The organism is Bacteriovorax stolpii (assembly GCF_002872415.1).
Taxonomy (GTDB): domain Bacteria; phylum Bdellovibrionota; class Bacteriovoracia; order Bacteriovoracales; family Bacteriovoracaceae; genus Bacteriovorax; species Bacteriovorax stolpii.
The window spans coordinates 291,674-317,012 of the sequence record NZ_CP025704.1 but is presented as its reverse complement, the minus strand read 5'-3'; the positions used below and the strand labels follow the sequence as shown (position 1 = coordinate 317,012).

At 40.5% G+C, this 25,339-nt stretch carries 23 protein-coding genes; 5 read left to right on the top strand and 18 right to left on the bottom strand.

Going from position 1 to position 25,339, the window contains the following annotated elements; all coding sequences use genetic code 11:
• Positions 1 to 4: 4 nt before the first annotated feature.
• Together C0V70_RS01445 and C0V70_RS01440 are read right to left on the bottom strand one after the other, a co-directional pair.
• Positions 5 to 817 (bottom strand): matrixin family metalloprotease, encoded by an 813-nt coding sequence (locus tag C0V70_RS01445; protein ID WP_102242083.1) that lies wholly within the window; start codon positions 815 to 817, stop codon positions 5 to 7.
• An 83-nt stretch (positions 818 to 900) separates the two neighbouring features.
• Positions 901 to 1,242 (bottom strand): hypothetical protein, encoded by a 342-nt coding sequence (locus C0V70_RS01440; RefSeq protein ID WP_102242082.1) that lies wholly within the window; start codon positions 1,240 to 1,242, stop codon positions 901 to 903.
• A 284-nt stretch (positions 1,243 to 1,526) separates the two neighbouring features.
• On the opposite strand from C0V70_RS01440, the gene C0V70_RS01435 reads away from it, so the two are divergent.
• Entirely contained in the window at positions 1,527 to 2,444 is a 918-nt protein-coding gene (locus C0V70_RS01435; RefSeq protein ID WP_102242081.1) for an alpha/beta hydrolase, read from the top strand.
• Here C0V70_RS01435 and C0V70_RS01430 read toward each other — a convergent pair.
• From C0V70_RS01430 to C0V70_RS01410, 5 genes are all read right to left on the bottom strand, one after another.
• Positions 2,434 to 2,868, bottom strand: coding sequence for a hypothetical protein (locus C0V70_RS01430; RefSeq protein ID WP_102242080.1), 435 nt, complete (start codon positions 2,866 to 2,868; stop codon positions 2,434 to 2,436). The two genes, C0V70_RS01435 and C0V70_RS01430, sit on opposite strands and share 11 nt — an antisense overlap.
• 1 nt (position 2,869) lies before the next feature.
• On the bottom strand, positions 2,870 to 3,295 hold the full coding sequence (locus tag C0V70_RS01425; RefSeq protein WP_102242079.1) for a hypothetical protein: 426 nt from the start codon (positions 3,293 to 3,295) through the stop codon (positions 2,870 to 2,872).
• Positions 3,296 to 3,548: 253 nt separating this feature from the next.
• Positions 3,549 to 3,983 carry a hypothetical protein gene (locus C0V70_RS01420; protein WP_102242078.1) on the bottom strand — a complete coding sequence of 145 codons (435 nt, stop codon included), beginning with the start codon at positions 3,981 to 3,983 and terminating at the stop codon, positions 3,549 to 3,551.
• 187 nt (positions 3,984 to 4,170) lie between these two features.
• A complete protein-coding gene (gene groL / locus C0V70_RS01415) occupies positions 4,171 to 5,814 on the bottom strand; it encodes a chaperonin GroEL (RefSeq protein WP_102242077.1) in 1,644 nt (547 codons plus the stop codon).
• Between the two features lie 33 nt (positions 5,815 to 5,847).
• On the bottom strand, positions 5,848 to 6,135 hold the full coding sequence (locus C0V70_RS01410; RefSeq protein WP_102242076.1) for a co-chaperone GroES: 288 nt from the start codon (positions 6,133 to 6,135) through the stop codon (positions 5,848 to 5,850).
• Positions 6,136 to 6,305: 170 nt separating this feature from the next.
• On the opposite strand from C0V70_RS01410, the gene C0V70_RS01405 reads away from it, so the two are divergent.
• Positions 6,306 to 6,716, top strand: coding sequence for an OsmC family protein (locus C0V70_RS01405; protein WP_102242075.1), 411 nt, complete (start codon positions 6,306 to 6,308; stop codon positions 6,714 to 6,716).
• On the opposite strand, the gene polA is transcribed toward C0V70_RS01405, so the two are convergent.
• Together polA and C0V70_RS01395 are read right to left on the bottom strand one after the other, a co-directional pair.
• Positions 6,708 to 9,368 carry a DNA polymerase I gene (polA, locus tag C0V70_RS01400; RefSeq protein ID WP_102242074.1) on the bottom strand — a complete coding sequence of 887 codons (2,661 nt, stop codon included), beginning with the start codon at positions 9,366 to 9,368 and terminating at the stop codon, positions 6,708 to 6,710. The genes C0V70_RS01405 and polA overlap by 9 nt on opposite strands.
• A gap of 29 nt (positions 9,369 to 9,397) precedes the next feature.
• Positions 9,398 to 9,901 (bottom strand): RDD family protein, encoded by a 504-nt coding sequence (locus tag C0V70_RS01395; protein ID WP_102242073.1) that lies wholly within the window; start codon positions 9,899 to 9,901, stop codon positions 9,398 to 9,400.
• Positions 9,902 to 10,066: 165 nt separating this feature from the next.
• Between C0V70_RS01395 and trxA the strand changes: the two genes are divergently transcribed.
• Positions 10,067 to 10,390: a thioredoxin gene (trxA, locus tag C0V70_RS01390; RefSeq protein ID WP_102242072.1), complete on the top strand. Its 324-nt coding sequence runs from the start codon at positions 10,067 to 10,069 to the stop codon at positions 10,388 to 10,390.
• Positions 10,391 to 10,393: 3 nt separating this feature from the next.
• Positions 10,394 to 10,972: a D-sedoheptulose 7-phosphate isomerase gene (gmhA, locus tag C0V70_RS01385; protein WP_102242071.1), complete on the top strand. Its 579-nt coding sequence runs from the start codon at positions 10,394 to 10,396 to the stop codon at positions 10,970 to 10,972.
• Here gmhA and C0V70_RS01380 read toward each other — a convergent pair.
• The 8 genes from C0V70_RS01380 to C0V70_RS01345 form a co-directional block, all read right to left on the bottom strand.
• Complete coding sequence (locus tag C0V70_RS01380) at positions 10,969 to 11,415, bottom strand: hypothetical protein (protein WP_133566672.1); 447 nt, start codon at positions 11,413 to 11,415, stop codon at positions 10,969 to 10,971. The two genes, gmhA and C0V70_RS01380, sit on opposite strands and share 4 nt — an antisense overlap.
• A 113-nt stretch (positions 11,416 to 11,528) precedes the next feature.
• Positions 11,529 to 11,804, bottom strand: a complete 276-nt coding sequence (locus C0V70_RS01375; RefSeq protein ID WP_102242069.1) for a hypothetical protein — start codon at positions 11,802 to 11,804, stop codon at positions 11,529 to 11,531.
• Positions 11,805 to 11,807: 3 nt separating this feature from the next.
• Complete coding sequence (locus C0V70_RS01370) at positions 11,808 to 12,737, bottom strand: tetratricopeptide repeat protein (RefSeq protein WP_102242068.1); 930 nt, start codon at positions 12,735 to 12,737, stop codon at positions 11,808 to 11,810.
• Positions 12,734 to 15,625, bottom strand: coding sequence for a tetratricopeptide repeat protein (locus tag C0V70_RS01365; protein ID WP_102242067.1), 2,892 nt, complete (start codon positions 15,623 to 15,625; stop codon positions 12,734 to 12,736). The genes C0V70_RS01370 and C0V70_RS01365 overlap by 4 nt, the downstream gene beginning before the upstream one ends.
• Positions 15,625 to 17,043, bottom strand: coding sequence for a tetratricopeptide repeat protein (locus C0V70_RS01360; RefSeq protein WP_102242066.1), 1,419 nt, complete (start codon positions 17,041 to 17,043; stop codon positions 15,625 to 15,627). The genes C0V70_RS01365 and C0V70_RS01360 overlap by 1 nt, the downstream gene beginning before the upstream one ends.
• Before the next feature lie 20 nt (positions 17,044 to 17,063).
• The gene (locus C0V70_RS01355; RefSeq protein ID WP_158649516.1) at positions 17,064 to 17,777 is read right to left on the bottom strand and encodes an outer membrane beta-barrel domain-containing protein; all 714 of its coding nucleotides are present in this window, start codon (positions 17,775 to 17,777) and stop codon (positions 17,064 to 17,066) included.
• A gap of 71 nt (positions 17,778 to 17,848) precedes the next feature.
• A complete protein-coding gene (locus tag C0V70_RS01350) occupies positions 17,849 to 21,118 on the bottom strand; it encodes a UvrD-helicase domain-containing protein (RefSeq protein WP_102242064.1) in 3,270 nt (1,089 codons plus the stop codon).
• Positions 21,108 to 23,393 (bottom strand): PD-(D/E)XK nuclease family protein, encoded by a 2,286-nt coding sequence (locus C0V70_RS01345; protein WP_102242063.1) that lies wholly within the window; start codon positions 23,391 to 23,393, stop codon positions 21,108 to 21,110. Before C0V70_RS01345 ends, C0V70_RS01350 begins: the two co-directional genes overlap by 11 nt.
• 49 nt (positions 23,394 to 23,442) lie before the next feature.
• Here C0V70_RS01345 and C0V70_RS01340 point away from each other — a divergent pair, with 49 nt between their 5' ends.
• A complete protein-coding gene (locus tag C0V70_RS01340; RefSeq protein WP_102242062.1) occupies positions 23,443 to 24,279 on the top strand; it encodes an Hsp33 family molecular chaperone HslO in 837 nt (278 codons plus the stop codon).
• Here the strand turns inward: C0V70_RS01340 and C0V70_RS01335 are convergent.
• A complete protein-coding gene (locus tag C0V70_RS01335) occupies positions 24,276 to 25,307 on the bottom strand; it encodes a hypothetical protein (RefSeq protein ID WP_102242061.1) in 1,032 nt (343 codons plus the stop codon). The two genes, C0V70_RS01340 and C0V70_RS01335, sit on opposite strands and share 4 nt — an antisense overlap.
• Positions 25,308 to 25,339 lie beyond the last annotated feature (32 nt).

The following is a 25,339-nucleotide window of genomic DNA, read 5'->3' as shown; positions in this document are numbered from 1 at the left end:
TTTTTTAATACCTGATCAAAACCTTTTGTCTTCTATTTTTCTCGATTTTCCCAATGAAAGCGATCAACATCATACCCATAATTAGGGACCCTAAGAAGTTTGCCAAAGCGAAGCCTGAACCACCTGAATTTTTTGAAATATCTTCAATCGTTCCACAAGCGGCCACTTTCTTTTCCTGTGTTGACAGAGGTGAAACATAACCTGTCGACTGTCTTTTTAGTGTTTCATCGACAACCGCGTTCACTCCCTGGATATCATCAGACTGAAGAGTCGTCGCAGATCCAAGGCTTGCCGCCATGACCGCCCCTGAATCTTCCGAGTGATCAAGTCCAAGTGTATGTCCTACTTCGTGAAGAATCGTTGTCTTTAAAGTGTTACCCCAGTTCTGGCGAAGGTAGCTGATACCTCCGTTTAGGATGATAACTGTTTGCTCGAAGTATGTTCCTTTGTTGTAGCGAATTGTGATTGCCAGAGTTCTTGAAGGGTCATACCCCGTCTCAGCTCCGAAGTTATCCGACCAACGGATATAACTTCCTGAATAGCTCGTAGAGTTTTGAACCGCACTCAATTCCCAGATATCTTTCCCGATCACTGATTCCCATTCGGCCACGGCCTGATTGGCCAGTATTTCAAGATTTTGAGCATCAGCAGAAGCTGCGAATTTAGCCATCTTTATTGGAAAAGCACGCCAGTAAAATCCATTCTTAAAATCAGAAGTGAATGTATAGGCCTGTGCATTTGAACTTAATCCCAGAAACAAGAAAATGGCCATTAGCGAGAGGGGGATACTAATGGCCAATTTTTTTGTGTGCTTCATTTTACTTCCTTGTAAAAATTATCACTTCGTAACTACCTTCCATCCGTGGAAAGCATTAAGAAAATTTTATATCTGTCTAATAACTATAATTTTGAAAAAAGAGTCGCCGAACATAACCAGACATCGTTGGATTCAAGAGTGTAAATTTCACCGCTCTTGAATTTCACAGGTCCGTCTTTTACGACCTGGATTTTCTTTGAAAGGACTTTTTCTCCTTTCAGTGTCTGAATAATCTGGAAATCAACTTCGACTTTAGGGAATGCGGCCTGAGACTCAACGTCCTCCACATTCGTGACTGTAGCAATATACTTTTCGGGACAAGATAGGTTAAAAGCCGACGTTGCTAATGCGTTTTCCACGCCAAAAGATCCAGCTAAACCGACAAGTGTAACAGCGACCTTTCCTAGTCTTAATAATTGCTTCATCCTAAAGCTCCCTACTTAAATATTCTTCCTTGAGGTTCCAAATCCTTGGTGGAAATCTTCCTTGATCTCCTATCTTTTACTACTGCAGGCTACATGCCAAAAGAAGAAAATTTATAACATCTTGATAGCCTAAAACCCTCTCAATTAATCAGTGACGAAAAGGCCCTAAACTGACTGATTAGGTGTCAAAAGAAAATGTCAGACTTCAAAATTTTGACCTCATTACCTTTTTACAGAGGGAGAAAGCACTAAAGTAAACTTTTTGAAAGTCCGACTAAAGTCACATGAAAACATCAATTAAGACTCTAATAGTCGCTCTTTTTTGTACACTATCACTCTCTGCCCAGGCGGAAGCCCCGGGTTCAGTCGGTCTTTACACCAGTAGCGTTTTTGCCCTGAGGCCCGTTAACAAGATAAGTGAAATCCTAAACACTTTTCACGAAGAGACTCCAGATAAGAATATTGTTCTTTATATTCACGGCCGTGGAAGACATGTAGATGAAGAATGGCAGATGATTGCAAACCTCGAAAAAGTTCACAACGTAAGAGTGGTGATGTTTCACTGGCCGTCGTGGTCATCTCTCTTAACTCGCCCGGTGGAAAATGCCAAAGCCTCGGCAAAAGATCTCTCAGTGGTTCTTCATGGAATCAAAACATATAAGGAAGAGCATCCAGAAATTTTCGAACGAAAGAAAATAACTTTACTCACTCACAGCATGGGTCATATCGTCTTGCGCGAGTACACTGAAAAAATTTACGCCCGCGATCTCAATGAAGTTTATGGAAAACCACTTTTTGATAACTACATTTCCGCTGCCGCAGATACCGGCCTTACAGACCACAAAGCATGGCTTTCTAAAATAGACTTTGCAGCCCACAGGCATGTATTAATGAACAACCGTGATTTAATGCTGATTATGTCTTACCTCTTAGACTTAAAGGCCAAACAACCACTTCTTTATAAACTGGGATTAGGATTTGGAAAAATTCCATCTAAGAGACGTGCTGAATTCCAGGACCCTGAAGCTATTTACATCGACCTTTCAAAGTCGCTGCAAACAGACCACAGGTATTTTGAATCTAATAAACCGATTATGAAGAAACTCTTCACGCCCATGTTAAATGGCGAAGTCTTTGCTCCCAAAGATTTAACGAAGGCGCGTGTGAAGGAAGAAGACAATATCTTCTACGTTATTGATTAGCTCTTCTGTAAGTTGCTTTCGTGTTAGTTAAAACACCATTAGAAGCGTTGTAGATCGTCGACTTTTCCATCAGATCACCAGATGCTGTCTGCGAGTATTTATTCACGGCCCTCACTGGTAAAAAGATCGAAGGAATGCCCGGGTCTTTTTTGTATTGAACCTTAACTTCCAGGACAAGTTCCTCTCCAGCAAAAGCTCCGCGCCCCATAGCACGTACTTCCTGATCATCTTGAACGACAGTAAATTGGTTATCTAAAAGTAAAGTGTGAGTCAGTGGTCTTGAAAGAACTGAAACTTCTTCGCAGCCCTTTTGAGAAAGAATAATACTCTCCCCATTTTTATCAATGTAAGAGCCGGTTAAATCAGGACAAGCAAAAGCATTTACTGACAATAGGCCAGCTGTAATTAGGATCAATGTTTTCATTTTATTTTACTCTTCTAAAAGTTACGTAGTCGGTTCCCAGTTCCGATCCATCTTCCTTGAAAGGACGGATCTTTTCAACCAGGTTATTAAATTTGTCGATTCGGTACGAAGTAATCCAACGAACAGGAAGGTCAAACTCATTGCTCCCCCCCCAGTCCATACGGATGTCGATGATCAGGTCATCTTTAGTAAAAGAAACTCTCGCATACGCCGTCATCTTGCCGTCTGTCTCCAGAACTCTTTCAACGTTGTCTGCTAGTAATGTGGTTGTGCTTTCTTCATCTGACCAGGTCGTGCTTTCGCATCTTACCTGAGTGATTGTCTTTACGAGATCTTCGTCACTGTCATAGAAAGAGCCAGTGATATTAGGACATGCAAGGGCGCTTGCGGAAAAGGCAAGCGCAGCCACTGCAGTTAAAAACTTCATTATTGGTTAACCTTCAGGCGCATTTCTTCACGGAATGCAGTCAATTGCATTGAAGAAATTTCAACAAGGCATAAAACGATCAGAACACAAAGTCCTGCGCTTAGAATAATTTCCATAATCATCTCCTTGACTTATTGCACGTAAATCCTTCACATGCAGCTACTATAGATTATAGAGGTATTTAAGCATTCAAGTCATGATTGTGACAAATTATTTGGGCCCCGAAGGGCCCATTGTAAGATAAAGACAAAATTTAGATTTTTTGATGTAGAGAAGTCATTGAAGCCAGGACGCCACCTGTCGAATTAAAAATTGTTGTGGTCAAAACGACATTACCACGAGCGTCTTTCACATAGACCTCTAAAATTTTTACAGGGATAGACGTTGTCGGCACTTCCGGAGGTAAAGGTTTTTTATATTGAATGCGGTGATCAAGAGTCAGGTTTGTACCAATGAAAGCGGCCGCAGTAAGTACTTTGACATCCTCATTTTCTTCCGACAACCTGAACTGTCCATCGGTAATGATAGTATCTGATCCTTGTGAACCGGTAACGGTGACACTCGCACACGCGCTTTGAGAGACCGTATAAATCTCATTCTGCTCGTTTTTATACTTTCCAGTGAAGTCTGTGCACGCCAGAGCGGCCGAAGTAAAGAGAGACAAACAAAGGGCCAATAATACTTTCATAAATCCTCCTTAAAATTTATCGATTGGAAGATTAGGCATGAGTAAATGATGAGTGTAAATGAGAGGCCGATTGAATTAAGGAAAAAATAAGAATCAACGACGTGGGATGTTTAATGCTGGAAATAAAAAGGGAGTCCGAAGACTCCCTTTGATGGTTTTGCAATTGAAGCAGTGACGATGCAGAAAACTACATCATACCACCCATTCCGCCCATTCCACCCATACCACCTGGCATTCCTGCAGGAGCATCAGTTTTTGGAAGGTCAGCAATCATTGTTTCAGTTGTCAGCATTAGGCCAGCAACTGAAGCAGCGTTTTGAAGAGCTGAACGAACAACTTTAGTTGGGTCGATAATTCCGGCAGCAACTAGGTTTTCGTATTTTTCATCGCGAGCGTTGAAACCGAAGTTTTTGTCTTTGTTAGCTTTAACTTCGTTAACAACAACTGATCCTTCAAGACCTGCGTTTGTAGCAATTTGTCTTAGAGGTTCTTCAAGAGCGCGCTTAACAATTCTGATACCGAAGTTTTCTTCTTCATTGCGGCCTTTAAGGTCGTTTAGAACTGTTGAAGCGTGTAGAAGAGCTGAACCACCTCCAACAACGATACCTTCTTCAACAGCGGCACGTGTAGCGTGTAGAGCGTCTTCATATCTGTCTTTTTTCTCTTTCATTTCTGCTTCTGAAGGAGCACCAACTTTAATTACAGCAACACCGCCGTCGATTTTAGCTAGTCTTTCTTTCAGTTTTTCTTTGTCATAGTCAGAAGTTGTTTCTGCGATTTGTGCTTTAATTGCAGCAACGCGGTTTTGAACTTCTGCTTTGTTTCCATTTCCATCTACGATTGTTGTGTTTTCTTTGTCGATTGTAATGCGTTTTGCTGAACCAAGAACGTCTACACCTGAAGTTTCAAGTGACATTCCAAGCTCTTCAGAAACCACAGTACCACCTGTAAGTGTCGCGATGTCTTTTAGCATTTCTTTTCTTCTGTCACCGAAGCCTGGAGCTTTTACAGCAGCAACCTGAAGTGTTCCGCGAAGTTTGTTAACAACAAGAGTTGTTAGCGCTTCACCATCGATATCTTCAGCGATGATAAGAAGTTGTCTTCCTGATTGAACTGTCTTCTCAAGCAGAGGAAGAAGCTCTTTCATTGAAGAGATTTTTTTATCAGTGATTAGGATGTTGCAGTTATCGAAAGCAACTTCCATTTTTTCCGGGTTGTTTACGAAGTATGGAGAAAGGTATCCACGGTCAAACTGCATCCCTTTTACTACGTTAAGTTCTGTTTCAGCAGTTTTTGATTCTTCAATCGTGATAACGCCATTGTTTCCTACTGTAGACATCGCTTCAGCAAGTTTTTTACCGATATCATGATCGTTGTTTCCTGAGATCGTTCCAACTTGAGCGATTTCTTCAGATGTCTTGATTGGCTTAGACATAGTTTTAAGTTCAGCAATAACCTTAGTTACCGCAAGATCAATCCCGCGCTTAAGATCCATTGGGTTGTGACCAGCTGAAACTAGTTTTACACCTTCTTTATAGATTGCTTGTGCAAGTACAGTTGCAGTTGTTGTACCATCCCCTGCATCTTCGTTTGTTTTTTGCGCAACTTCTTTAACCATTTGCGCACCCATATTTTCGAAGTTGTTTTCAAGTTCGATTTCTTTCGCTACAGACACACCATCTTTTGTGATGTGAGGAGCACCGAAAGATTTTTGAATAACAACGTTACGACCTTTTGGTCCCAGAGTAACTTTTACAGCGTTTGCCAGAGCGTTTACACCGTTAAGAATCAGCGTTCTTGCGTCTTCTGAATATTTTAATTCCTTAGCCATATATTTCTCCTGAATGATTTTTAATTTTTAAAACTATTGAAGGATTCCAAGAATCTCTTCTTCTTTCATAATCAGAACTTCTTTCCCATCAACTTTTACCGATGTTCCAGAGTATTTTCCGAAAAGAACTGTATCGCCAACTTTAACGTCAAGGTTGCGAACACTTCCGTCAGTTAGTCTGTAGCCAGTTCCGACAGCAACGATTTTACCTTGAGAAGGCTTCTCAGTGTGGTTGTCTGGAATGATGATTCCACCAGCTGTTTTTGTTTCTTCCTCTAAGCGTTGAACGACAACGCGGTCTTGTAATGGCTTTAATTGCATAAGTCCTCCTAAATATTTAACTCTATCAATGTGGTATCAGACCTAATGGGTGTCAAGGTTTGATCCTAAAATTATTTTTTTCTAACACAACGGAAGGTGTCATTTTTGCTTTTTACAGGGGACTGGAGCATTATTTCCAGCATAGGTTTTTTACTCGAAAGGAGACAAATATGGTCACAATGACTGGGATTTATGAGGGGGATAAGCATTGCACGCTGACCCACGGCCCATCCAACACCCAAATCCACACTGACGCGCCTAAGGATAATAATGGACGCGGAGAGGCTTTCTCGCCTACGGACTTAGTGGGTGCTGCACTGGGGAGCTGTATTCTAACAACAATGGCCATTTACGCTGAAAAAAATGGAATTGATATTAAGGGAGCGAGTTTTCAAGTCACAAAAAAAATGAAGCTCTCACCTAGGATGATTGCTGAATTAGAAGTGGCCATTACCCTACCGGCCCACTTAACAGCTGAACAAAGGCCAGCGCTGGAAGAGATTGCGCATACGTGTCCTGTAACCAGAAGCTTAAACTCTGAAGTTAAGATTCCGGTCACATTCACTTATCAATCATTTTAAATCGTACCAGTTGATTCCTACACCCATATCAACTTTAAGTGGTACGCGAAGATCGACAACATTTTCCATTCCTTCGCGTACCAGCTCTTTCATCAGGTTTAATTCATCTTCTTCAACTTCAAAGATAAGTTCATCGTGTACCTGAAGAAGCATTTTTGATTTCAGATTTTTCGCCGTCATTTCCTGGTCGATCTTAATCATCGCCAGCTTAATGATATCGGCAGCTGTCCCCTGAATCGGGCTGTTGATGGCCATTCTTTCGGCCTGGGCCTTAATCGTTCTGTTTTGCGAGTGAATATCCGGTAGAAGACGTTTTCTTCCGTGTAGTGTTTCCGCGTATCCCGTCTGCTCTGCCTTGTCTTTTAAAGTATCAAGGAAAGTTTTAATCGAGCTAAAACGAGTGAAATATTTATCGATGTATTGCTTAGCTTCTGTACGAGAAATTTTTAAAGTTGCTGCCAGACCAAAAGAAGACTGACCGTACATTAAACCGAAGTTGACTGTCTTTGCCATCGAGCGGTCATTCTTAGTCACTTGAGTAATAGGAATATCTAAAACTTCAGACGCTGTCTGAGCGTGAATATCCAAATTATCCTGGAATGATTTTAACATCGTCGGGTCTTCTGAAAAATGAGCAAGAAGACGAAGTTCGACTTGCGAGTAATCGGCAGAAAGCAGGATCTTTCCTGGTTTAGCGATAAAGGCCTTTCTTACCTTTTCACCCATCGGGCTTCTCACCGGGATGTTCTGCAGGTTAGGGTTCGTCGATGAAAGACGCCCCGTCTGTGCGACCGTCATATTGAAATTTGTATGGATGCGTTTTGTCTGTGGGTTAACCAGTTCTGGAAGGGCCTTAACATAAGTTGAAAGGATTTTCCCGTACTCGCGGAAAGTTAAAAGCAGACCTGGAACTTCACTAATATTCATTCCATCAAGTTCTTCTAATACTTCAGCATCTGTTGAATAACCTGTTTTGGTTTTTTTCACAGGTGGAAGGTTCAGCTTTTCAAAAAGAAGAACTCCTACTTGTTTTGGAGAATTTAAATTGATTTCCCCTCCGGCCAGTTTAAAGATTTCGTCTTCAACTTTTTTAATTTCAGTTGAAAGCTCTACCTCAAACTCGCGCAGGTAATTAGTGTTAAGAGAGATTCCCTCTTTCTCCATTTTCCCCAGCACCGAAAGAATGTTGAGATCGATATTATTGAAAATATCCATCAATTTCAATTCACTTAGTTTTTGCTTAAAGATTCTCGCTAAAACAAAAATCGCGTAAGCGCGATCTCCATTCGCCTGATGTTCATCAGGGCCAGCTTCCATATCCAGGTATTCTTTCATGATGACATCGAGGTCATGGCGAAGTCCTGCATTGATATTAAAATGCGCCAGTGTCACGTCAAAACGTTTCGCTTCAAATCCCCATCCGTTAATAACCGAATGGACGTAATCGCGTTTTAAGTTTTCAGAAATCACTTCCAGGTCTTTGTTGTTCCAAAGGGCCTTTAGGACTCCTTCAACCAGATTTTGGTCAGCTGAATAAGTATGTGTTTCATTAAATGAAAAATATGTGCGCGAGATTTTTCTCGCATAGATATCATCGCTGTCAAACAAGTTATAAATGGCAACACTTTCTGCTTGTTTTGCTTGAGTTAGGATTTCATCGAAATTGTTTTCATCCAGATCAACGACCGTAACTGATGCGCCTTTTGTTTGGTTAAAAAGTGAACTTTCAATCGGGCCATCATCCGTTCTTCCACCTGTAGTTTTATCTGTCTCGCGGGCAAGGTGATGTTGAAATCTCATTTCCTGAAGTTTAGCCAGGATTGATTTAAATCCCAGGTCTTTTAAGAAATCAGAGAGTTCGTTTGTTGGATAAAAACTCACAGCTGTTTCTTCAGGCGTGTGACCTAAGTCTACATCTGTTACGATTTGAACTAGTTTTTTTGAAAGAAGACCGGCCTCAAGGTGATCCGTGAAAGCTTCAATCACTTTTTTTCCTTTCAATTGATCGCGGTTGGCGATGATGTTCTCCAGGGTGCCATATTCTTTTAAAAGTTTAGCCGCACCAACTGCACCAATTCCTTTCATTCCAGGAATGTTATCAGACGTATCACCTACGATTGAAAGGTAGTCGACAATTTGTTCCGGGCGAACACCCATTTTTTCTTCAACATCATCAGGTGAATAAAGTTTGTCTTTCATCGTATCGAGAAGTTTTACGTTCCCACCTACAAATTGCATTAAGTCCTTATCCCCAGAAGCGATAAAGATTTCATCAAACTGATCTTTCCACTGGACCGCTGCCGAACCAATGATGTCATCGGCTTCGAAGTTCTCATGGCTGAAGGCCGGAAGATTCATTTTTTTACAAAGCTCTTCAATCAAAGCAAACTGCGGAATCAATTCTTCAGGTGGCTCTGATCTATTGGCCTTATAACCTTCAAAAAGTTCATTTCTAAAAGATCCGCCTTTAGTATCACGGGCAAGAAAAACGTGTGTCGGTCTGTGATCAGACAGAAGTTTTAAAAGCATCGTGAACATTCCGTACACCGCATTTGTCGGCACGCCTTCCGGCGAGTGCATTGGACGAATAGCAAAAAACGCACGGAAAATAAAATTTGAGACGTCGACGATGATCAAACGTTTTTTCGACATAAATTAATCCTGAATGATTGGCTAAAAAACTAGATAGAACCAGTTGTATTCGATGTGAACCAACTTGTCTTTCGATTTTTTACACCTGCAAAGTTGTCGTCGTTGGCCATGACAGAAGTGTCTGCCATTACGTCGCCGAGACGGTGTCCTGAGTCGAGATTGTAGAGTAGATAAAGCTCAAAACCAATAAGAACGGCCGCAAGGATCACTCCTAAAATCCAGCCGATAACCGGAAGTAAAAGAGCGACTAAAAGTGGCAATGTAAAAGGCAAATTTCTAATCACTGATTGTTTGTACGAACAAGGAGAGCCGTCTTCCAAAGATTTCACAGCAAAACCCATGAACTTCTTTCCAGCAGACTGTCCATTACTCATGCCGTCACAAAGCGACATGTAGATAATTCCCAGAACAACTCCCAATGGAAAAAACCAAATAGAAAAACAGGCCACGATAAACAGGTCGATGGCCTTGGCTATGAGACGAGTTAATTTGGCGACTCTTATCGCTTTTTCCAATAGATATTTTCTATCCATAAATCAATCTTAGTGACACACCCAAGAAAAAGCAAAGAAAAACCCTTGTTTACGCCTAAGAGTTACAAGAGTGAAACCAGGGTGTATGCGAGGCATGATATTTTTTCATTTTCACCACCTTACGACTTAATGTAGAATGAATCTTACAACAAAAAGGAGTTCCTCATGGGATCAGTAAATAAAACAGACGTAGCACACTTCGAGTCAGATGTATTAAAAGCAGATAAACCAGTTCTAGTAGATTTCTGGGCCGAGTGGTGTGGACCTTGTCGCGTACTTGGACCAATACTTGACGACGTTGCTAAAGAATTAGGCGAAAAAGCACAAATCGTAAAAGTTAACGTAGATGACAACCCTGAGTTAGCTCAGAAATATGGAATCCGCGGAATCCCAACAATGATCTTCTTCAAGAATGGTCAAGCAGCTAAAACTCTAGTTGGAGTTCAAGCAAAAGACGAAATCAAAAAATCACTTGAAGAGATGGCGTAATTTATGTTTGCACTAGAGTCGCTACAAGATGCACAGAAAGTTCTAAATGCGTTTGTTGATAACAAAAGCAACGTTGAATTAATTAATAAGGCCATCAATCTAATGGTTGATTCTTATAAAAACGACGGCAGAATGTTTAGTTGTGGAAATGGCGGCTCTATGTGCGATGCTATGCACTTTGCTGAAGAGCTTACTGGAAGATTTAGAAAAGAAAGAAAGCCTCTAGCGGCCATGGCCATCAACGATCCTTCTCACCTAACTTGTGTTTCAAACGATTACGGGTACGACTTCGTTTTCTCTCGCTACGTAGAAGCTTGGGGAAATAAGGGCGACGTTTTACTTGCAATCTCGACTTCTGGAAACTCACCTAACGTTCTTCTTGCTGTAGAAGCTGCTAAGAAAAAAGGCATGAAAGTTATCGGCCTTCTTGGAAAAGGCGGCGGAAAGCTAAAAGACATGGTGGACGTTCCACTTATCGTTGAATCAAACGTCAGCGACCGCATTCAGGAAGTTCACATTAAGTGCATCCATATCTTTATCGAAGGTATTGAGCGCTCATTGTTTCCTGAAAACTACAATTAATAGATCGCACCCATCACAATAAACAGCGCGGCCATGTTGGTAATCAACAGCCACTGCTTTGAATGCGTCTGGCGATAGTTCATGAAAGCATCAAGCAAGAACACCTGTGCCCACAACATAAAACCTACGCGGTAAATAAACCCGCGGAAGGCATCGTTGACATTAAAGACATCGAGTAAGAAAGGTAAGCTAAAAAGCACCAGGAAGACAATCGACATGATTGAGCGCTTGATTCTTTCATCCTGATAAAAGATCAGATCTGGCTTACGCAATTTGATGTAGAGATCGTTTAAAAAAAGCACGTAAACGAAGATGATGAGATAGTCATCGAATGACTTAAACCCTATGAAAAGCTGGCATAGTAACAGAGTACTAAAAGCCAGAAGCAATGCCATTTTCACTCGGGTCAATTGTAAACCTGAAATGTTCTTTAACACGTTCATGAGACTAGTATAACTGATGATCCGGATTTAACCGTGGGTCAGGTCTAAGGCCTTGAAATGCTGTTTGGCAGGACCTAAGACCCTGCCAACAAAGGATGTCAGAGCTAAATGGATTAGCGAACGCGCTCGATTCCCTTCTTAATTTCCATTGTGAAGGACTTTCTGTAAGGAAGACGGTTCGTAAAACGTTTCTCATGAATAGGTGAAATCGAGATATCGCTTGGCGCTCCCGTGTCCCCTTCAATGTTCAGGTCATCAAAATCAAATTTCTCATACTGCTTGTATGTGTAAATGACTTTTTTGTTTCCGTTCTTTCCTTCTCCGGCGATATCGTCCTGAGCGAAAAGAGTGCTTGATGAAAGAAGAAGTGCAATAAACAGTGTTTTCATATTTTAATTCCTGATAAATCTTTCTACTTTTTGAGCATATTCACTAATAGGACCCGATGGGCTTGAGACGTTTGATAAAACAGTCTGAGCATCAATCGGACGATTTAGTAACTTTAGTGCAACAGCGTAGTTTAAACCAACTGATGGAGTTGATAGCGTTGCTTTATCAAACTTGCCGTAGATATCTACAGCACTCTGATAGTCACCTTTAATCAAATAAGCAGACGCTAGTGCTGATCCGACCTCCACATCTTTTGGACTGCGCTTTTGTAGTCCTTGAAAAATAGGAAGTGCTTTTCCAACAGTTCCAAAACGCAGATACAACTGTGCCAGGTTGTAAGTTGGAGTCACCGCAAATGTATTTAAGTCTGAGGCCAGTTTAAAGGCCGCAAGAGCTTTCTGGTATTTCCCCTGCTTTTGGTAAACAACACCAAGGTTATTGACCGGTGGGATATACTTGCTGTCTAGGTCGCGCGACTTATTGTAGAAGAGAATCGCTTTAGCGTAATCAGATTTTAAAAAGTAGCAAGTCCCTAGTTGGTTCCAATAGCTTGTGTTGTTTTTAAATTTTGTATACTGATCATCAGCAATCTTTAAAGCTTCGTCGTATTTGCCTTGATAACACTTGATATTCATCACTGTTAAAGGATCATCATTTCCTTTAAGCGCTTCTTCTAGTTTCGCTGGTGCCAAAGAACCTAAAGATTCTTTGACCAGAGCGTACGATGACTCATCAGATGAAGAGAAATCAAATTCATCTTTATCAGCATTATATTTTTCTTCTTTCTTTTTATCGAAGTCCAACTGCTCTACCCATGAAAAATCCTCTTCCGCTGAACTCACTCCTCTTTTAGTGGAAGCGATTTCGCGAGAGACATTCGATGTTGTCGAACACGCAGAAAGAATTAAAAGTAATGGTAGTAGTTTTTTCATTTCGCACCTGCCTTATCCATCAGAGCATTGCCTTTTTCGTTGTAGTACTCTGGAATAATTGCATCATTTTTAACCAGAAACCATCCATTGTCTGAAGACAGGATATTTTCCTTTTCGATTTTCTTAATTGCTGTTTCTCTGAAATCCTGCGCCTGTTTATCCAGTGGGCTTGCTAATTTCTGCATTCCTTTTTGGAAAGACGACACGTACTCAGGGGATTTTCCTGGAGGTGTAAATTCTGTGATTTCTTTTTGTAGCCCTTCGTGAGCCTCTACGATGTAGCGGTAAGCTTTCACGATACCAATCCCTGAACCAAGCTCAGCAATCGAAATCGCTTCAGTCGTAATTTTATCCAGCATCACAAATTTATTTTTTAAATTCTTGTTGTACTCAGCTTCCGGGAAAGCAAGTCTCACTGAATTTAATCTCTTCACCTGGTCTTCCAATGCGTTTAAGCGAATAAGAGCAATCGCATCCAGACCTTCAAGTGGAACATCCATTTTAGATTTTTTAGCTGTTTCAAAATAAGTCAGCATTTTACTTCTTACTTTTCCAGCATCTTCTACTCTTCCGATATTTTCCAACTCGTTAGCAAGAAGGCTTGATGGATAAATTAACTGAGGCCACATTTCTTTTGTTGCTTCCAGTTTTTTGATCACTTCATTAAATGATCCCCACTTACTCGCTGCTGCCAGCTCATTTAAATGATCAAGGTAACCGGGAAGAACAACATCATTTCCTAGGCCACACTTTGGAGCTTTTGCCAGCAGGTTTAAGCTTTTATCAAACTGTCTATCGGCCAGGTAAATAACGTTGGCATTCTTAAAGTACGTTTTGATGTTTTTTGAATTCGTTGTGCAAATTTTATCAAAGATCTTCTCACTTAAAGCCGCTGACTCAGCAAACTGGCGTCTTTGGAAAAGGTCTGTTGTAAAAAGAATGAAATCTTTTTCAAACTTCACGATTTCTGCCGGCTCCATCATCACAGCTGCGCGATCCGCCCATCCGTACATCTGCTTCCACTCACCTGTTTCATAGAATAAAACGGCGATATTGTAAGCGGCTGTCTTTTTTGCTTCTTTGTCAGTTTCTGGAGATTTATAAATTTGCAGGTAGCCTTTTAGAGCTCCACGCTTATCTCCTTTGATACTGGCCTGTTCAACTTTCTCAAACTGCATTCCCAGCATAAGTGTCTTAACTTTTTGCCCGTACTCAGGGTTAACTTTGAATTCATTTGATTCAATTCGTTTTGCCCATCCGAGAAGAGCAGCTTTGTTGCCCGTATCTTTATGGAAGTCCATTACCTGCGCCAGCATTTTTTCCTGAGTTTCAGATTCTGCTGGAAAATTTGACTTGTAGTTAATAAGTGTTTTTTCAGCCCCTGCAATATCCTTTTTCCCCATTTGAGTTGAGAATAAACGCTGGTAAACAACACTCGACTTTTCACCCTTTGGGTTAACGGCCAGGAATCCTTCATAAGCTGGTATCAGGTAGTCTTCCGAGGTTTTTTTGCTTACGTTTTTCCCAAGGGAAACCATCAGAGCGTTACTCGCCAGCTCTTCAGTCTTTTTATCTTTGTTGGCCTGTGAACGTTTAATTGATTCAGCATAAAGAGGAACTGCTTTGTCATACTCGCCGATAGCGAAGTATGTCTCTCCCGTGTGGAAGTAAGCCGTCTGAGATTTTTCAGGAGAAAGAAGAGCGCTCATCATGAAATATTCATTGGCTGCTTCTGCTTTTTTCGTGCGAATCTCTTTTTGGTTTTCATAAGTCTTGGCTACCAGCTGCTGCTGGATAAGCGCTGACATTTTCTCAACGTTAAATTTCAGGATCTCAATTTGATCCGGGCTTAAATTCCCTTTTGAGAATTGGCTCGTTAGAGCGCGGCTGGTTTCCAGATGCTTTTGATCGCGACCAAACTTTTCATATAAACTGATAAGTTCAATATTGATATCGTTTTCTTCCTTTTCAGTGGTTTTGTATTGAAGAGCATCGCTTAAAGTCTTTTCAGCTGCTGCGAATTTCCCTTGAGACTTAAGGTACTTTCCAACTTTTAACATAACGTCTGAGACTGATTTACCGTTCTTTTTGTAGAAGGCAATCGCTTCATTCGATTTCCCAGCTTCTGTATAAAAGAAGGCCAAGTCGCGTTCGATACTTTTTGTCATGTCGATGTATTTGGGATTTTTAGAGAGTTCATATGACTCTGTCATGACATCAATCGCTTTGTCGTGACGACCCATTTTGAAATAAGACCAAGCTAGGTTGAAAGCGTCTTTCGTCCACCACTTATCTCTTTTTGTCTTAAGTGCCGTTTCATAAAGGTTCATTGATTTATCAAATGATCCTTTGTTGAAATAAATTTCAGCAAGAGCAATGCGCGATTTATCAGCAATCACTGAATTGCTTTTTGATTCTTCCAAAGCTTTCTGGAAGAACTTTCTCGACTGCTCTTCTTGTTTTAGTTCTTTAGCATTATATGCCAGGATGTAGTATGCATCGCCTTTCTCATCAAAGTTTTTAAAGTTCTTTAAAAGAACTAAAACTGTTTTTTGAGCTTGGTCAAAATAACGACGCGATTCTTTAAAATACTCATCTTTGCTGCCCTTCTCTCTTTGGGCCGCAGGAACTTCAAGGTACTTTTGGTTTTCCTGATCTTTTAGCAAACGGGCCTTTTCTAAAAGAACTTGGGCCATACGTAACATTAGATCCGGTCTTTTTGCACCGACTTGTTTATTAAGACGAGTGACCTCGCGAAGTTCTTCATCTAAAACCTTAATTAACTCAGCTCTTCTTTGCTCAACATCAGCCTTCGCCTCTTTGATGACCAGAGAGTTTGTTAAAAAAAGTCCTAAACAAAATGAGAGTAGCATTTTTCTTTTCATCATTACTTACATTCCGATTTAAGCGAGAATACATAGTCACCAAGTTCATCGGCCCAGAACTCGCCGTTAAATGTCCAAAAGTATTGTTTATCTGTTCTACGTAAGTGAGCGACGTTCCCTCTTGCTCGGCCATCACCGCGCATAGAGATGTCTTCGTATAACTCTGTTTTTCTCTTCGATAAAACTTCCAGCTTGATATAACTCATATCTTCGAAAGCGCGCACGATTTGAGCAGCATATAATTGAAGCTGTCCACGAATATAACTTCCGATCAGGTTTCTTTGTAAGCTTAGAGACTCGCGAAGGTTTTCGTTTAAAGCTCCCTTAAGCGCATCATTTGGAAGACCTTTTAATCTTTCAATTTCATCACGTCCATTGTTAAACGAGTTGTAAAGCTCCAGGTAAGCCGGGTCTTTCCCAATCGAAGCCAGCGCCGTACTTAGGATTTTATTCTCTCTATACTTTCCTTCTTCGCGGTCTTTAACCAAAAGGTAGTACTGACGGTAATCTTTACCAAGAGAATCAATGAACTTTTTGTATCCAATGTTGGCAGTTTCATAATACGTATAGAAATCTTCTACCGTTTTCTTTGAGTCATCCCATAGACACATTTCCATATAAGAAAGGGCCTTTAGAACTTCAATCTCCGGGTTAAAAGTGTAGCTAAACACTGGCGCCTTGTACGTTACAAGCTTCCCTAAAGTACGGTTGTAGTCTTTTTGATAAAAGCTGTTCCAGGCTTCTTCAAACAGGATTTCCGGCCAGATATAAGATGACTTCGGAAGATCCAGGTATGATGAATAGGCCAAGTCAAACTTAGCTAAAGCAAACTGAGAACGAGGAATCCCTACGACACAATAATCGCGGGTGATATTTAGCTGTCTGATACGGTCTTTGTTACTTTCTTTTTTAATTTGAGATTCTGCAACCTCGATACACTCTCTAAAGACTCCGGCCGCTTTATCCTCTCTCTTACTTACCGAGTAAGCACTCCCTTCAAGCAGAAGAGCAAATGGTTTTACCGGGTGCCAGTCTTCGATTTTGCGGTCAAGATACTTAAGGGCCTGGTCGAACTTCCCTTGGCGAAAAGCCTTTCTTGCCAGAATATATCGGATTGTTGGTGCGTTTGATTTCTCCAGAATGTTTGCTGGAAGAACCTCAAACTGTTTTACCCCGACCTGAGTGATAAGTTCATCGAGAACTTTATCAAGAGCTGCATCGTTCACTCTATTTGTTGAGGCCATATATTCCTTAATAAAAGGAATAGCACTGAAATACATTTTGTCTTGCACCAGCTCTGCGGCCAGTTGTGGATAGCGAGACTTATCCCCCGCTTGATAGATTCTTCTTGCACCTTGAATTGAAGCATGGGCATTCATTCCAAGGGCCAGGAAGAAAAGTATTAAACATGATCTTTTCATTTTCACTTCTCCCTAAAAACTTAGAATGTGTAACCAATAGACGCCGTCGCATCAAAGTTCGATTTGTAGCTCGATCCTGAAGTAGAAATATTGTCAGCGCTGTAGTGAACCGCTGTCAGGTCAGTTCTCACGCTGAAACTTTCGTTGATATAAAACTTAAGACCAGCAGACCACATGATCCCGCTATGTGTTTCTTCTGTTTCAATGCCCTCAGCTGTTTGCCCTTGCGTGAAACGAAGTTTGTTATTTTTTTCTTTTAACTGAGCGTATCCAAGACCAAAAATCCAGTCCATGTAAACGATCTTGTTGAATGTGTTGATCTTGCTATAAAATGGCGACCAAAGAAACATGGCTCCCATGTAGCTGTCGACAATTCTTCTGAATGGAGTTGTACCAGTTCCCCCACCACCAGAGTTACGAACACCTTTTGCGGTCTCGTTTTCTTTCCCTGAATTTTTTGAGTATAGAATTTCAAAACCATAATCTTCTGTGAAGAAGTATCCTGCACGCCCCTGAATTGCTGTTGAATCAACGAATGCGCCAGAAGTTGTGATACCTCCACCTACGTTGATATGGGCATGATTAGCTTTTCTAAACTTTCTGTTCTGAAGAACGAAAACTTCTTTATCCGGATCAAGCCACGAAAACTCGTAAATGTCTTTTTCACTGGCGAATAAATTTGTTGTGAAAGTTAATGAGAAAAGAACTAGAGAAGCCAAAACTTTTGATTTCATACGCATCCTGCTTTTAAAATTTCCTAAAGTCTATCCAAGGTCTAGAATTTAGTACTATTTTAACACAGGAGCTATGTCTCGCAACTCGTGGCAGTTCTTTTATAGTGAACGCACATTGATGAGTAGTCACAGGCAGGGCAGTGATTCAAATTAACCTGATTAAGCGACTCTGTTTTTGTCCAGTTCTCAAAGAGAATTTGAGAAATTTGGGCAAGACTCATAGTTTTATTCACTAACTTTTTTTCATCGACGTAAACCAATGAGAGGGGGATCATTTTTTCCGGAGTAAAATGCTTCAGCTTTGCATATGCGTACCCATAACACATTAGCTGGAACCAGTAACTCTCTTCATTCTTTTCATCGCGAAGACCCGTTTTGAAATCCCAAACGACGACTGAATCCTGATCTTCAAAAATTAAATCTGGTGTTCCCGAAATCATTTGCCCGAAAAGAGAAAACTTAATCTGCTTTTCACTAATAACATTTTTTCCGTTGGAAATATTATTGGCCTCTTTAAATGCCCATTCTATTTTTTCTTTATCAGCGCCCTTGACTTGATCAAGAGTCATCTGATTAAGAAGTAACTTAGAAAGATGAGCATGCACTTTCGTTCCGCGCTCCATTGAAGAATAAAACACTTCTTCCGCTTCAACTGCCTCTTCTTCATCAAGTTTTAAGAATAGTTGTTTATCAATTCCGGGAGCTGGAATTTTACAAATATTAGAAAGGTAAAATTTAAATGGACACTGAGCTAACTGGGCAAGTCTAGTTACCGATGTCTCTGCAAACACCCCAAGCTTTGTTTTTTCTTCAGAAGCAATTAACCCAAGTGAATCTTTTAGAATAATGGGGATATCGACTTCCTGATGAATCGTATTTTTTCCCAGGCTCAGTGTTCTTTCTGTTAAAACATCTGAAACTGGAGCAAGTCTCATCGCTCTAATCCAGTGATTGCTTCCCGGTGAAAGTTGCTTTTCTTTTCCATCAATATTGGCCCACAGGTCAACCCATCCTAAGTATTTCACTGCACGCGTACAAGCCACATAAAGAAGCCTTTTACTTTCAGAGAATTCTTTAGCGCGGTCTAGTTCTGCTTCGTAATAATAAACTGGTGATTTATAAAATTTCTTTTGATTATAGGCCTTTTTCCATCTAAAACTTTTTGGTAATTTCCCAACAGTTTCAGTCTTCCCCATCTGCAACCCATTGCTATGAATCCCACCCAAAAGAACGGCATCAAACTCCAACCCTTTTGAAGCATGGGCAGACATAATGATAACTCTTTTAGCTCTTGCCCCATTCATTAGCTCAAGCGAGTACTGCTCCTCACTTTCCGTTGAAAGCAAATGGAAAACCTTAATTGGATCTTCATTACACACGCGGCAAATAGAATCAATTAGTGCGCTGTTTTCTTGATATTGAGAATTGCTGATTCCAAGTGAGTAAACCAGTTTATGGAAGGCCAGGCGAAGTCCTAAGATCGCCAGGTCCCCTAAGAACTTTTCTTCGATTTCTTTAGCCGTGCTTTTTACATTTAACACTTCCAGGAGTGAATTAAGCAGGAAATGAGTCGAGCGAAGTTTCTTTTCTTCATTAAGATTAAGCTTTAACTCAATCGCTCTTAAAAATAAATTAATAATCGGGTCTTCAGCATATTGCACTTTAACCTGGGCACTAAAGGCCACTTCGTTTTCTGCTAATAAATCTAAAAGAAGCGCACTTGGACGAAGTTTGCGGTAAAGCACACAAACACTCTGCATATCATCACGGTTTAAAAGCTCGCGAATGATTTCATACAGGGCTTCAGCTTCATAAAAATCCAAATCGAGCTTTTTATCACTCTCTAATCCTTCAATCTCTGTCCTAAAACGCTCAACCTGTCCTAAAGTATTTTTAATCTCTGGAATGGTCTGAGGCTCCATTAAAACGGTATTCGGATCTTGTCCTTCAAACCCATAACCTAACGGGAAAACTGTTTCAAAGAAATGGTTATTGAACTTAATGACTTTCCCAAATGACCTGAAGTTATTTTTCAGCCAGATATTATTTTCAGTTCCCAACATTTCAGAACATTGGTTAAAAACCAGAAGCTCTCCGCCTCTAAAACCGTAGATGGCCTGTTTTTTATCACCAACACAAAACAGTCTCTGGTGGTTATCGCCTACCAGGTGCTTAATGATTTCATATTGAACTGAAGAAGTATCCTGAAACTCATCGACAATAAAATAGTCGTAGTTCTTTTTTATTTTTTCTCTGATCTGTGGATGTCTAAGTCCTACACAGGCAAAGTACTCCAGATCAGAGAAAGCAAAACCTTTTTCCAGGAAATAGTTCTCATCGATAAAATTGTAAACTTCTTTGAATGTTTCAACCCACGACCAATAAATATCGTAGTGATCAATGAAATTGGTCAAGTCTTCATGAATATCTCTTAATTCTTTAACCAATGTTTTTAATTTTTCCAGTGCATATTTCTGGTCTTCATTCATCGCTTTAACTTCGCGAGGAAGAGTTCCCACACTTAAGGCCCATTGGGCGTATTCGCGGAAGTTTTGGGCCTTAAAGCTTCCAAGTCTTGAATAAAGTTCATCATAACCTTGAAGAAAGACAAACCATCCTTTCTCTCTTTCTTTGGCATCGGCATTTAAATCAACAGAAGAGCTAAGGAACTCTTCCAGATCAAGGCTCGAAATCAGATCAGTAATAAACGACTCTAATTCTTTTTCTGGAGACGTTTTAACCAGGGGCTCTTTCCACATTAGCCTTAACTCTGGTGAATTATAGATTTCAATCATCGCTCCGATTAAGGCCTGCGAGTTCGCCTGGAAAATTTGGTTCAGACGATTATTCTTAGAAATAAACCACAAGTTAAAAAGGTTTGAGATTTTATTTTTAAACTCTACACTACTTAAAATCTGAATATCGTTGCCGACATCAGCAAAATAACCTTGAGAAAGAAGCTGATGGCAAAAAGATGAAATTGTCGTGATATTCATCATTGAAAGATACTGTCTGATAAGCGACCAGTACTCTAGAGTCTTTGCATCTGGAGCATTTTCACACAAATCATCGATTCTCTTCATCATACGAATCGACATTTCTCCTGCAGCTTTTTTAGTAAACGTCATTAAAACGAGCTTAGGCAATTGGAAAGGAACGACATGCAGCCATTCCGATGAAGGAGTCTTCATCCTCAAGTTTTCCAGCCATGTAATGATGTGCTCAATCAGAACAAATGTTTTCCCCGATCCAGCACCGGCCGAAAGGATTTTTCCTCCTTCGTGGTGAATGGCAACTTTTTGTTCTGCATTTGGAGACTTTGCGCCTGAATTAAGACTCACAAGTTCCTCCTTTTAAGCAAAACAAGTTCACCGGACAGAAATGGCAGACTTTATTTTCTCTAGGGTTGGGACGGAAAATTTTCATCGTTTGAATATCGGCAATGGTCGTTTCAACGACAGTTGCAACATTTTCCAAAGAAGCTCCTAAAAGTTTTTGGGCCTCATCGGTATCAAAGAATAATTTATCATCTGTCAGGTCACTTAAGTTTAAGTAACCGAAAGCATCGATCTCGTGTCCTTGGTGTTTTAGCACTAGAAGATAAACCCATAACTGAATTTTCTTAAACTCTACCGTCTCTGTTTTAGTACCGGCAGCACTGCTTGAACGTTTAAAATCCAAAATGCTGACTTTGTTATCAGCGGAAATCATCAAGCAGTCGATAGAACCGTGAAGATTCCATGGATTCTGCCCCAGCGGAACTTCAAATTTAATTGTAGTGATATTTTTAAGGCGAATGAGGTCTAATAAAAAGACAATTCCATTCCAAGTGTAGTGCATGATTTCATTATAACTTCTCGCCTTTTCGGTCTCTGTTAAGACCAGCTTGCTGGTCGAGAGGTATTCATTGAAAACTCTCACACAAATCGCTTGATGCAAATCAAGCTTAATTTCTTCAGTGATATTTGCTGCGATCTCAAGAAAATAATCAGCAATGATCTGATGTTCCAGGTTCCCCAGCTCATCAGGCCCCAGGCTTGCTCTCTCCATTGGCCTATTATCAAGTTTCTCAATATGAGTGAAATAAAACTTTTGTGGACAATCAATAAAAGTCTGGAGTTTAGAAGCCGAAAAAGTCTTTTGACTAAAAGGGCCTTCTTTCATTTTTGGCAATAAGTATTCATGAATCTTTTTAATAGAATACTTCACGCCCAGGTCTAAATCCTGAACGTCAAAGTTCTTAAGAACTTCTCTCCACGAAAGATCCGTTTCTAAAACCTGCTCTTCAATAAGAAGAATTGTTTCAGGATGCCCTAAAACAGAAAGGAGCTCATACTTGTGAAATAAAAATTCCAATCCCGCACGCTTAATTGGCCCAATGGCCCTTAAGGCCTTGGTCATAGCTTCACTTAAAATCTTTTCATTGGCCCTAAAGCCTCCAAGACTACCTGTGGCCAAAACGGCAAGAGGCTTTTGATCATTTCTAAAATTCAAAGCGTTCATATCTAAAAACGATCTTTGGATTTTTTCTTCCAGCGTAATAAAACTCACACGTGGAGAATTAAGTCCTACGATAATTTCCAGGATATCAATGGCAAAGTGGTCAATCAGTGATTGAAATTCACTGTAAGAAGCCAGCGCTTCTTTGGCCAAGTCGATCACCTTAAACTTTCGGTACTCTCCTTTTTCCTGAGTATTGATCTTAAGAGCATCTAGGTGCAGATCGAGTTCAGTTGCCGTATAACTTTTTACATCTTTTAATTTTTGTCTTAAATCCCCGATGAGCCACTCAGTCTCTGAAGCAAAAAGATCTTCTGTCGTTTTAAAAAAAGAATTTTTTCTTTGAGCTTCCTGAAAACCAACAAGCCCTACTCTGGTTCCTGCTAAAAGCAGATCGTAAGTCGAATGACTCTCAAAAAATTTATTTAAAATGACATTGCCCTTTCCTTTGGGAAGGACGCTGACTTGAGTTGGGATAACTTCTTTTTTACGCGCTTCTGGTTCTTCCTGCGAAAGCCATTTGATCCAGTCGTTAGGTAAAGCTTCGTTGTAAACAGGGGCTGGAAAAAAGACATCAACCTCCTGCTCTTCACTTAAAACTTTCACCATATCCAGCTGAACGCCGCTCATATGTTTAAAACCCACAAACCACATCGGCCTATGAAGCTTAGATTCTGTTACCTTCTTGTAACTAGCGTGCTCGTCGACAAGTTTTTCCTGATCGAGGTAAGTCCAAAACACTAAAATTGATTTAACGATGGTCTCGTCGAGCTCTTTAAAGAACTCGGCCAGGAGTTCCAGGTTTAGAGTAAATGAGCGCAACTCAGTAAAAAGCTCAAATGACTCCAGGAAAATCGTTGTTTTTTCATTGGGAAAGTAATGTTTCCACACGGCCGAAAGCTTGACCATCAGCTCTGATTTTCTGGCACGAACCAGACCCAGGCCTTTTAAATGATCAGCAGTCCATTTAGAAATGGTAATGATTTCAAGTTCTGGAAGGAGGTTTCTCAGGTTGTCGGCAATCAGTGGGCTTGGACAAATAACCAAAGGAGCACTTTCCTTTTGCATCTTGGAAAGCAAATCTTGGTTAGAATCATAAAAAACCACTTCTAGCACAACGCTTTTCTCCAAGACAAAACCGGGAATATTTGGTAAAAATTATTTTATGCTTCCAGAAAGTCGATTGTATAGTTTTATTGACCAAAAAGAGGGCTTCACGCTCCACTTCCTTGAGGGTCAAAAGTTAATTAATGATCTCGCGATTATTCACGAAGTCATTGGTGCCGGATTTCAATATTTCCGCGATGCCATCCTTTCGTTCCAACCGATGATTTCATTCTTAAAACCAGGCGAAGGTCTGGGCGTTTACGTCGATTCGGAAGAACCTTATTTCCGTTTAAAAATTGAAATGAGCGACCAGGGTCAGATGAGGACACTTCTTCTACCTGAGCAATTTAATGAATTCCCAAAAGCAATTACAGGTAAATGCCGTATCGTCAAATTGCTTCCTGGCGAACTTCATCCATACACTTCAATTATTAATCTAGATCAAATTGATGCCCATGCGATGGTCAACAAGATCCTTTCAGATTCATACCAGGTGAAGAGCGCTATTCATGTTTCAGGGGAGTCTGATCAAAGTATCATGCTGATGAAACTTCCTGAAATCAATGTCAACAAAGTAGAAACAAACTACACAATGAACATCGATCAATACTGGAAGAGTATTCAGGAAAAAGTGGAAGATCTTTTCAAAAAAGGTACGACTGAACAAAGTGATATTCAACCTCATTTTGAAAACCTGGGACTTACATTCCTTGGTTCAAAACAAGTTTCATTCAAATGCACTTGCTCAAGACAAAGAATGTTTGAAGGTGTTCGCTCAATCATCTGGGCAAGCGGAATTGACGCTGTTTTTGCTCCTGATGAATCAAGCATTGAAACAAAATGTGACTACTGCAAAACCAGCTACCTTATGACCAGAGAAGAATTTTCTAACTAGAATGGGCTCACACTATCCCAGTTGAATTTTTTATCTTCAGGTTTATAAATCATCCTTTTTAACATGTCGGATTCATCAAAGATCCCGCAGAAGTTTTCTGCCATTGATCCTTTGGCCAGAACCGGCGACATAAGAGATGAGTTTTTGAAATAAAGATTTTTTCCGGCCTTCTCAAAGTCTGACCACTCTTTTCCTTGTAGAGGAAATTCCAGCATCATCGACTCTGCTCCGCTGACGACAACTAAAAGATCATCGCCTTTATCACTTTTAATGGCCGAGACAATTCTGTCGATTTCCTGAAGTGATTCTTTCGCCAGGCTGATATCTTTCTTTTTAAGTGCATTTTGAAAATTAAAATCGCGGACCACAAAAACTGAGCGGCGGTGGTCTTTTGAATTCATCGACCAAAGCGTTCTAAAATTGTTTGAAAGACTTGAGTAACAAATCCCTTTTTGGCATGAGCGATCGTAATACAGTCCCGGACGAACCGTCTCTTTGGATTGATCAGGTGAGTCCTGGTAGTGGAATGTTTTTTGTGAACCAATATCCGGCCCCATTCGGTAAAAACGCATTTTGCCTAAATCGATCATTTTGCTGTTTGAGCAGCCTAACGATTTCTCCAAACTCTGCTCCACAGAGGCTCCACTTTCCAGGACGCTGACACTATAGCCAACATCTTGCAGGAACTGCCACGAAGGAACGACGGTGTAATCTTCGCAAGTTCCTCTGATGTTTTTTGATCCTGTGATCTGCGACAAAAAGCTCTTACTGGCCTCAGGTCTTAGCTGGTACAGGTTAAAATTCCACATTTTACCTACACAATCCACCTGCTCCAGGTTGGTTTTATGAGTGGCTTCGGCCACGTTAAAGCGCAGAAGTGGAATGTGTTCTTCTGAAAAGCCAGCAACCTGAATCCAGATAATATGGTCTGGCCTTTCCGAATATTCATGAGGCTCAAGATTTAATGTTTGTACTCTGGCACATCCAAGGGCCGAAAGAGTGATGAGTAGAGCTAAAAATCTTTTCATAGGAACGCTTCCACTGATAGGGATAATAGAAT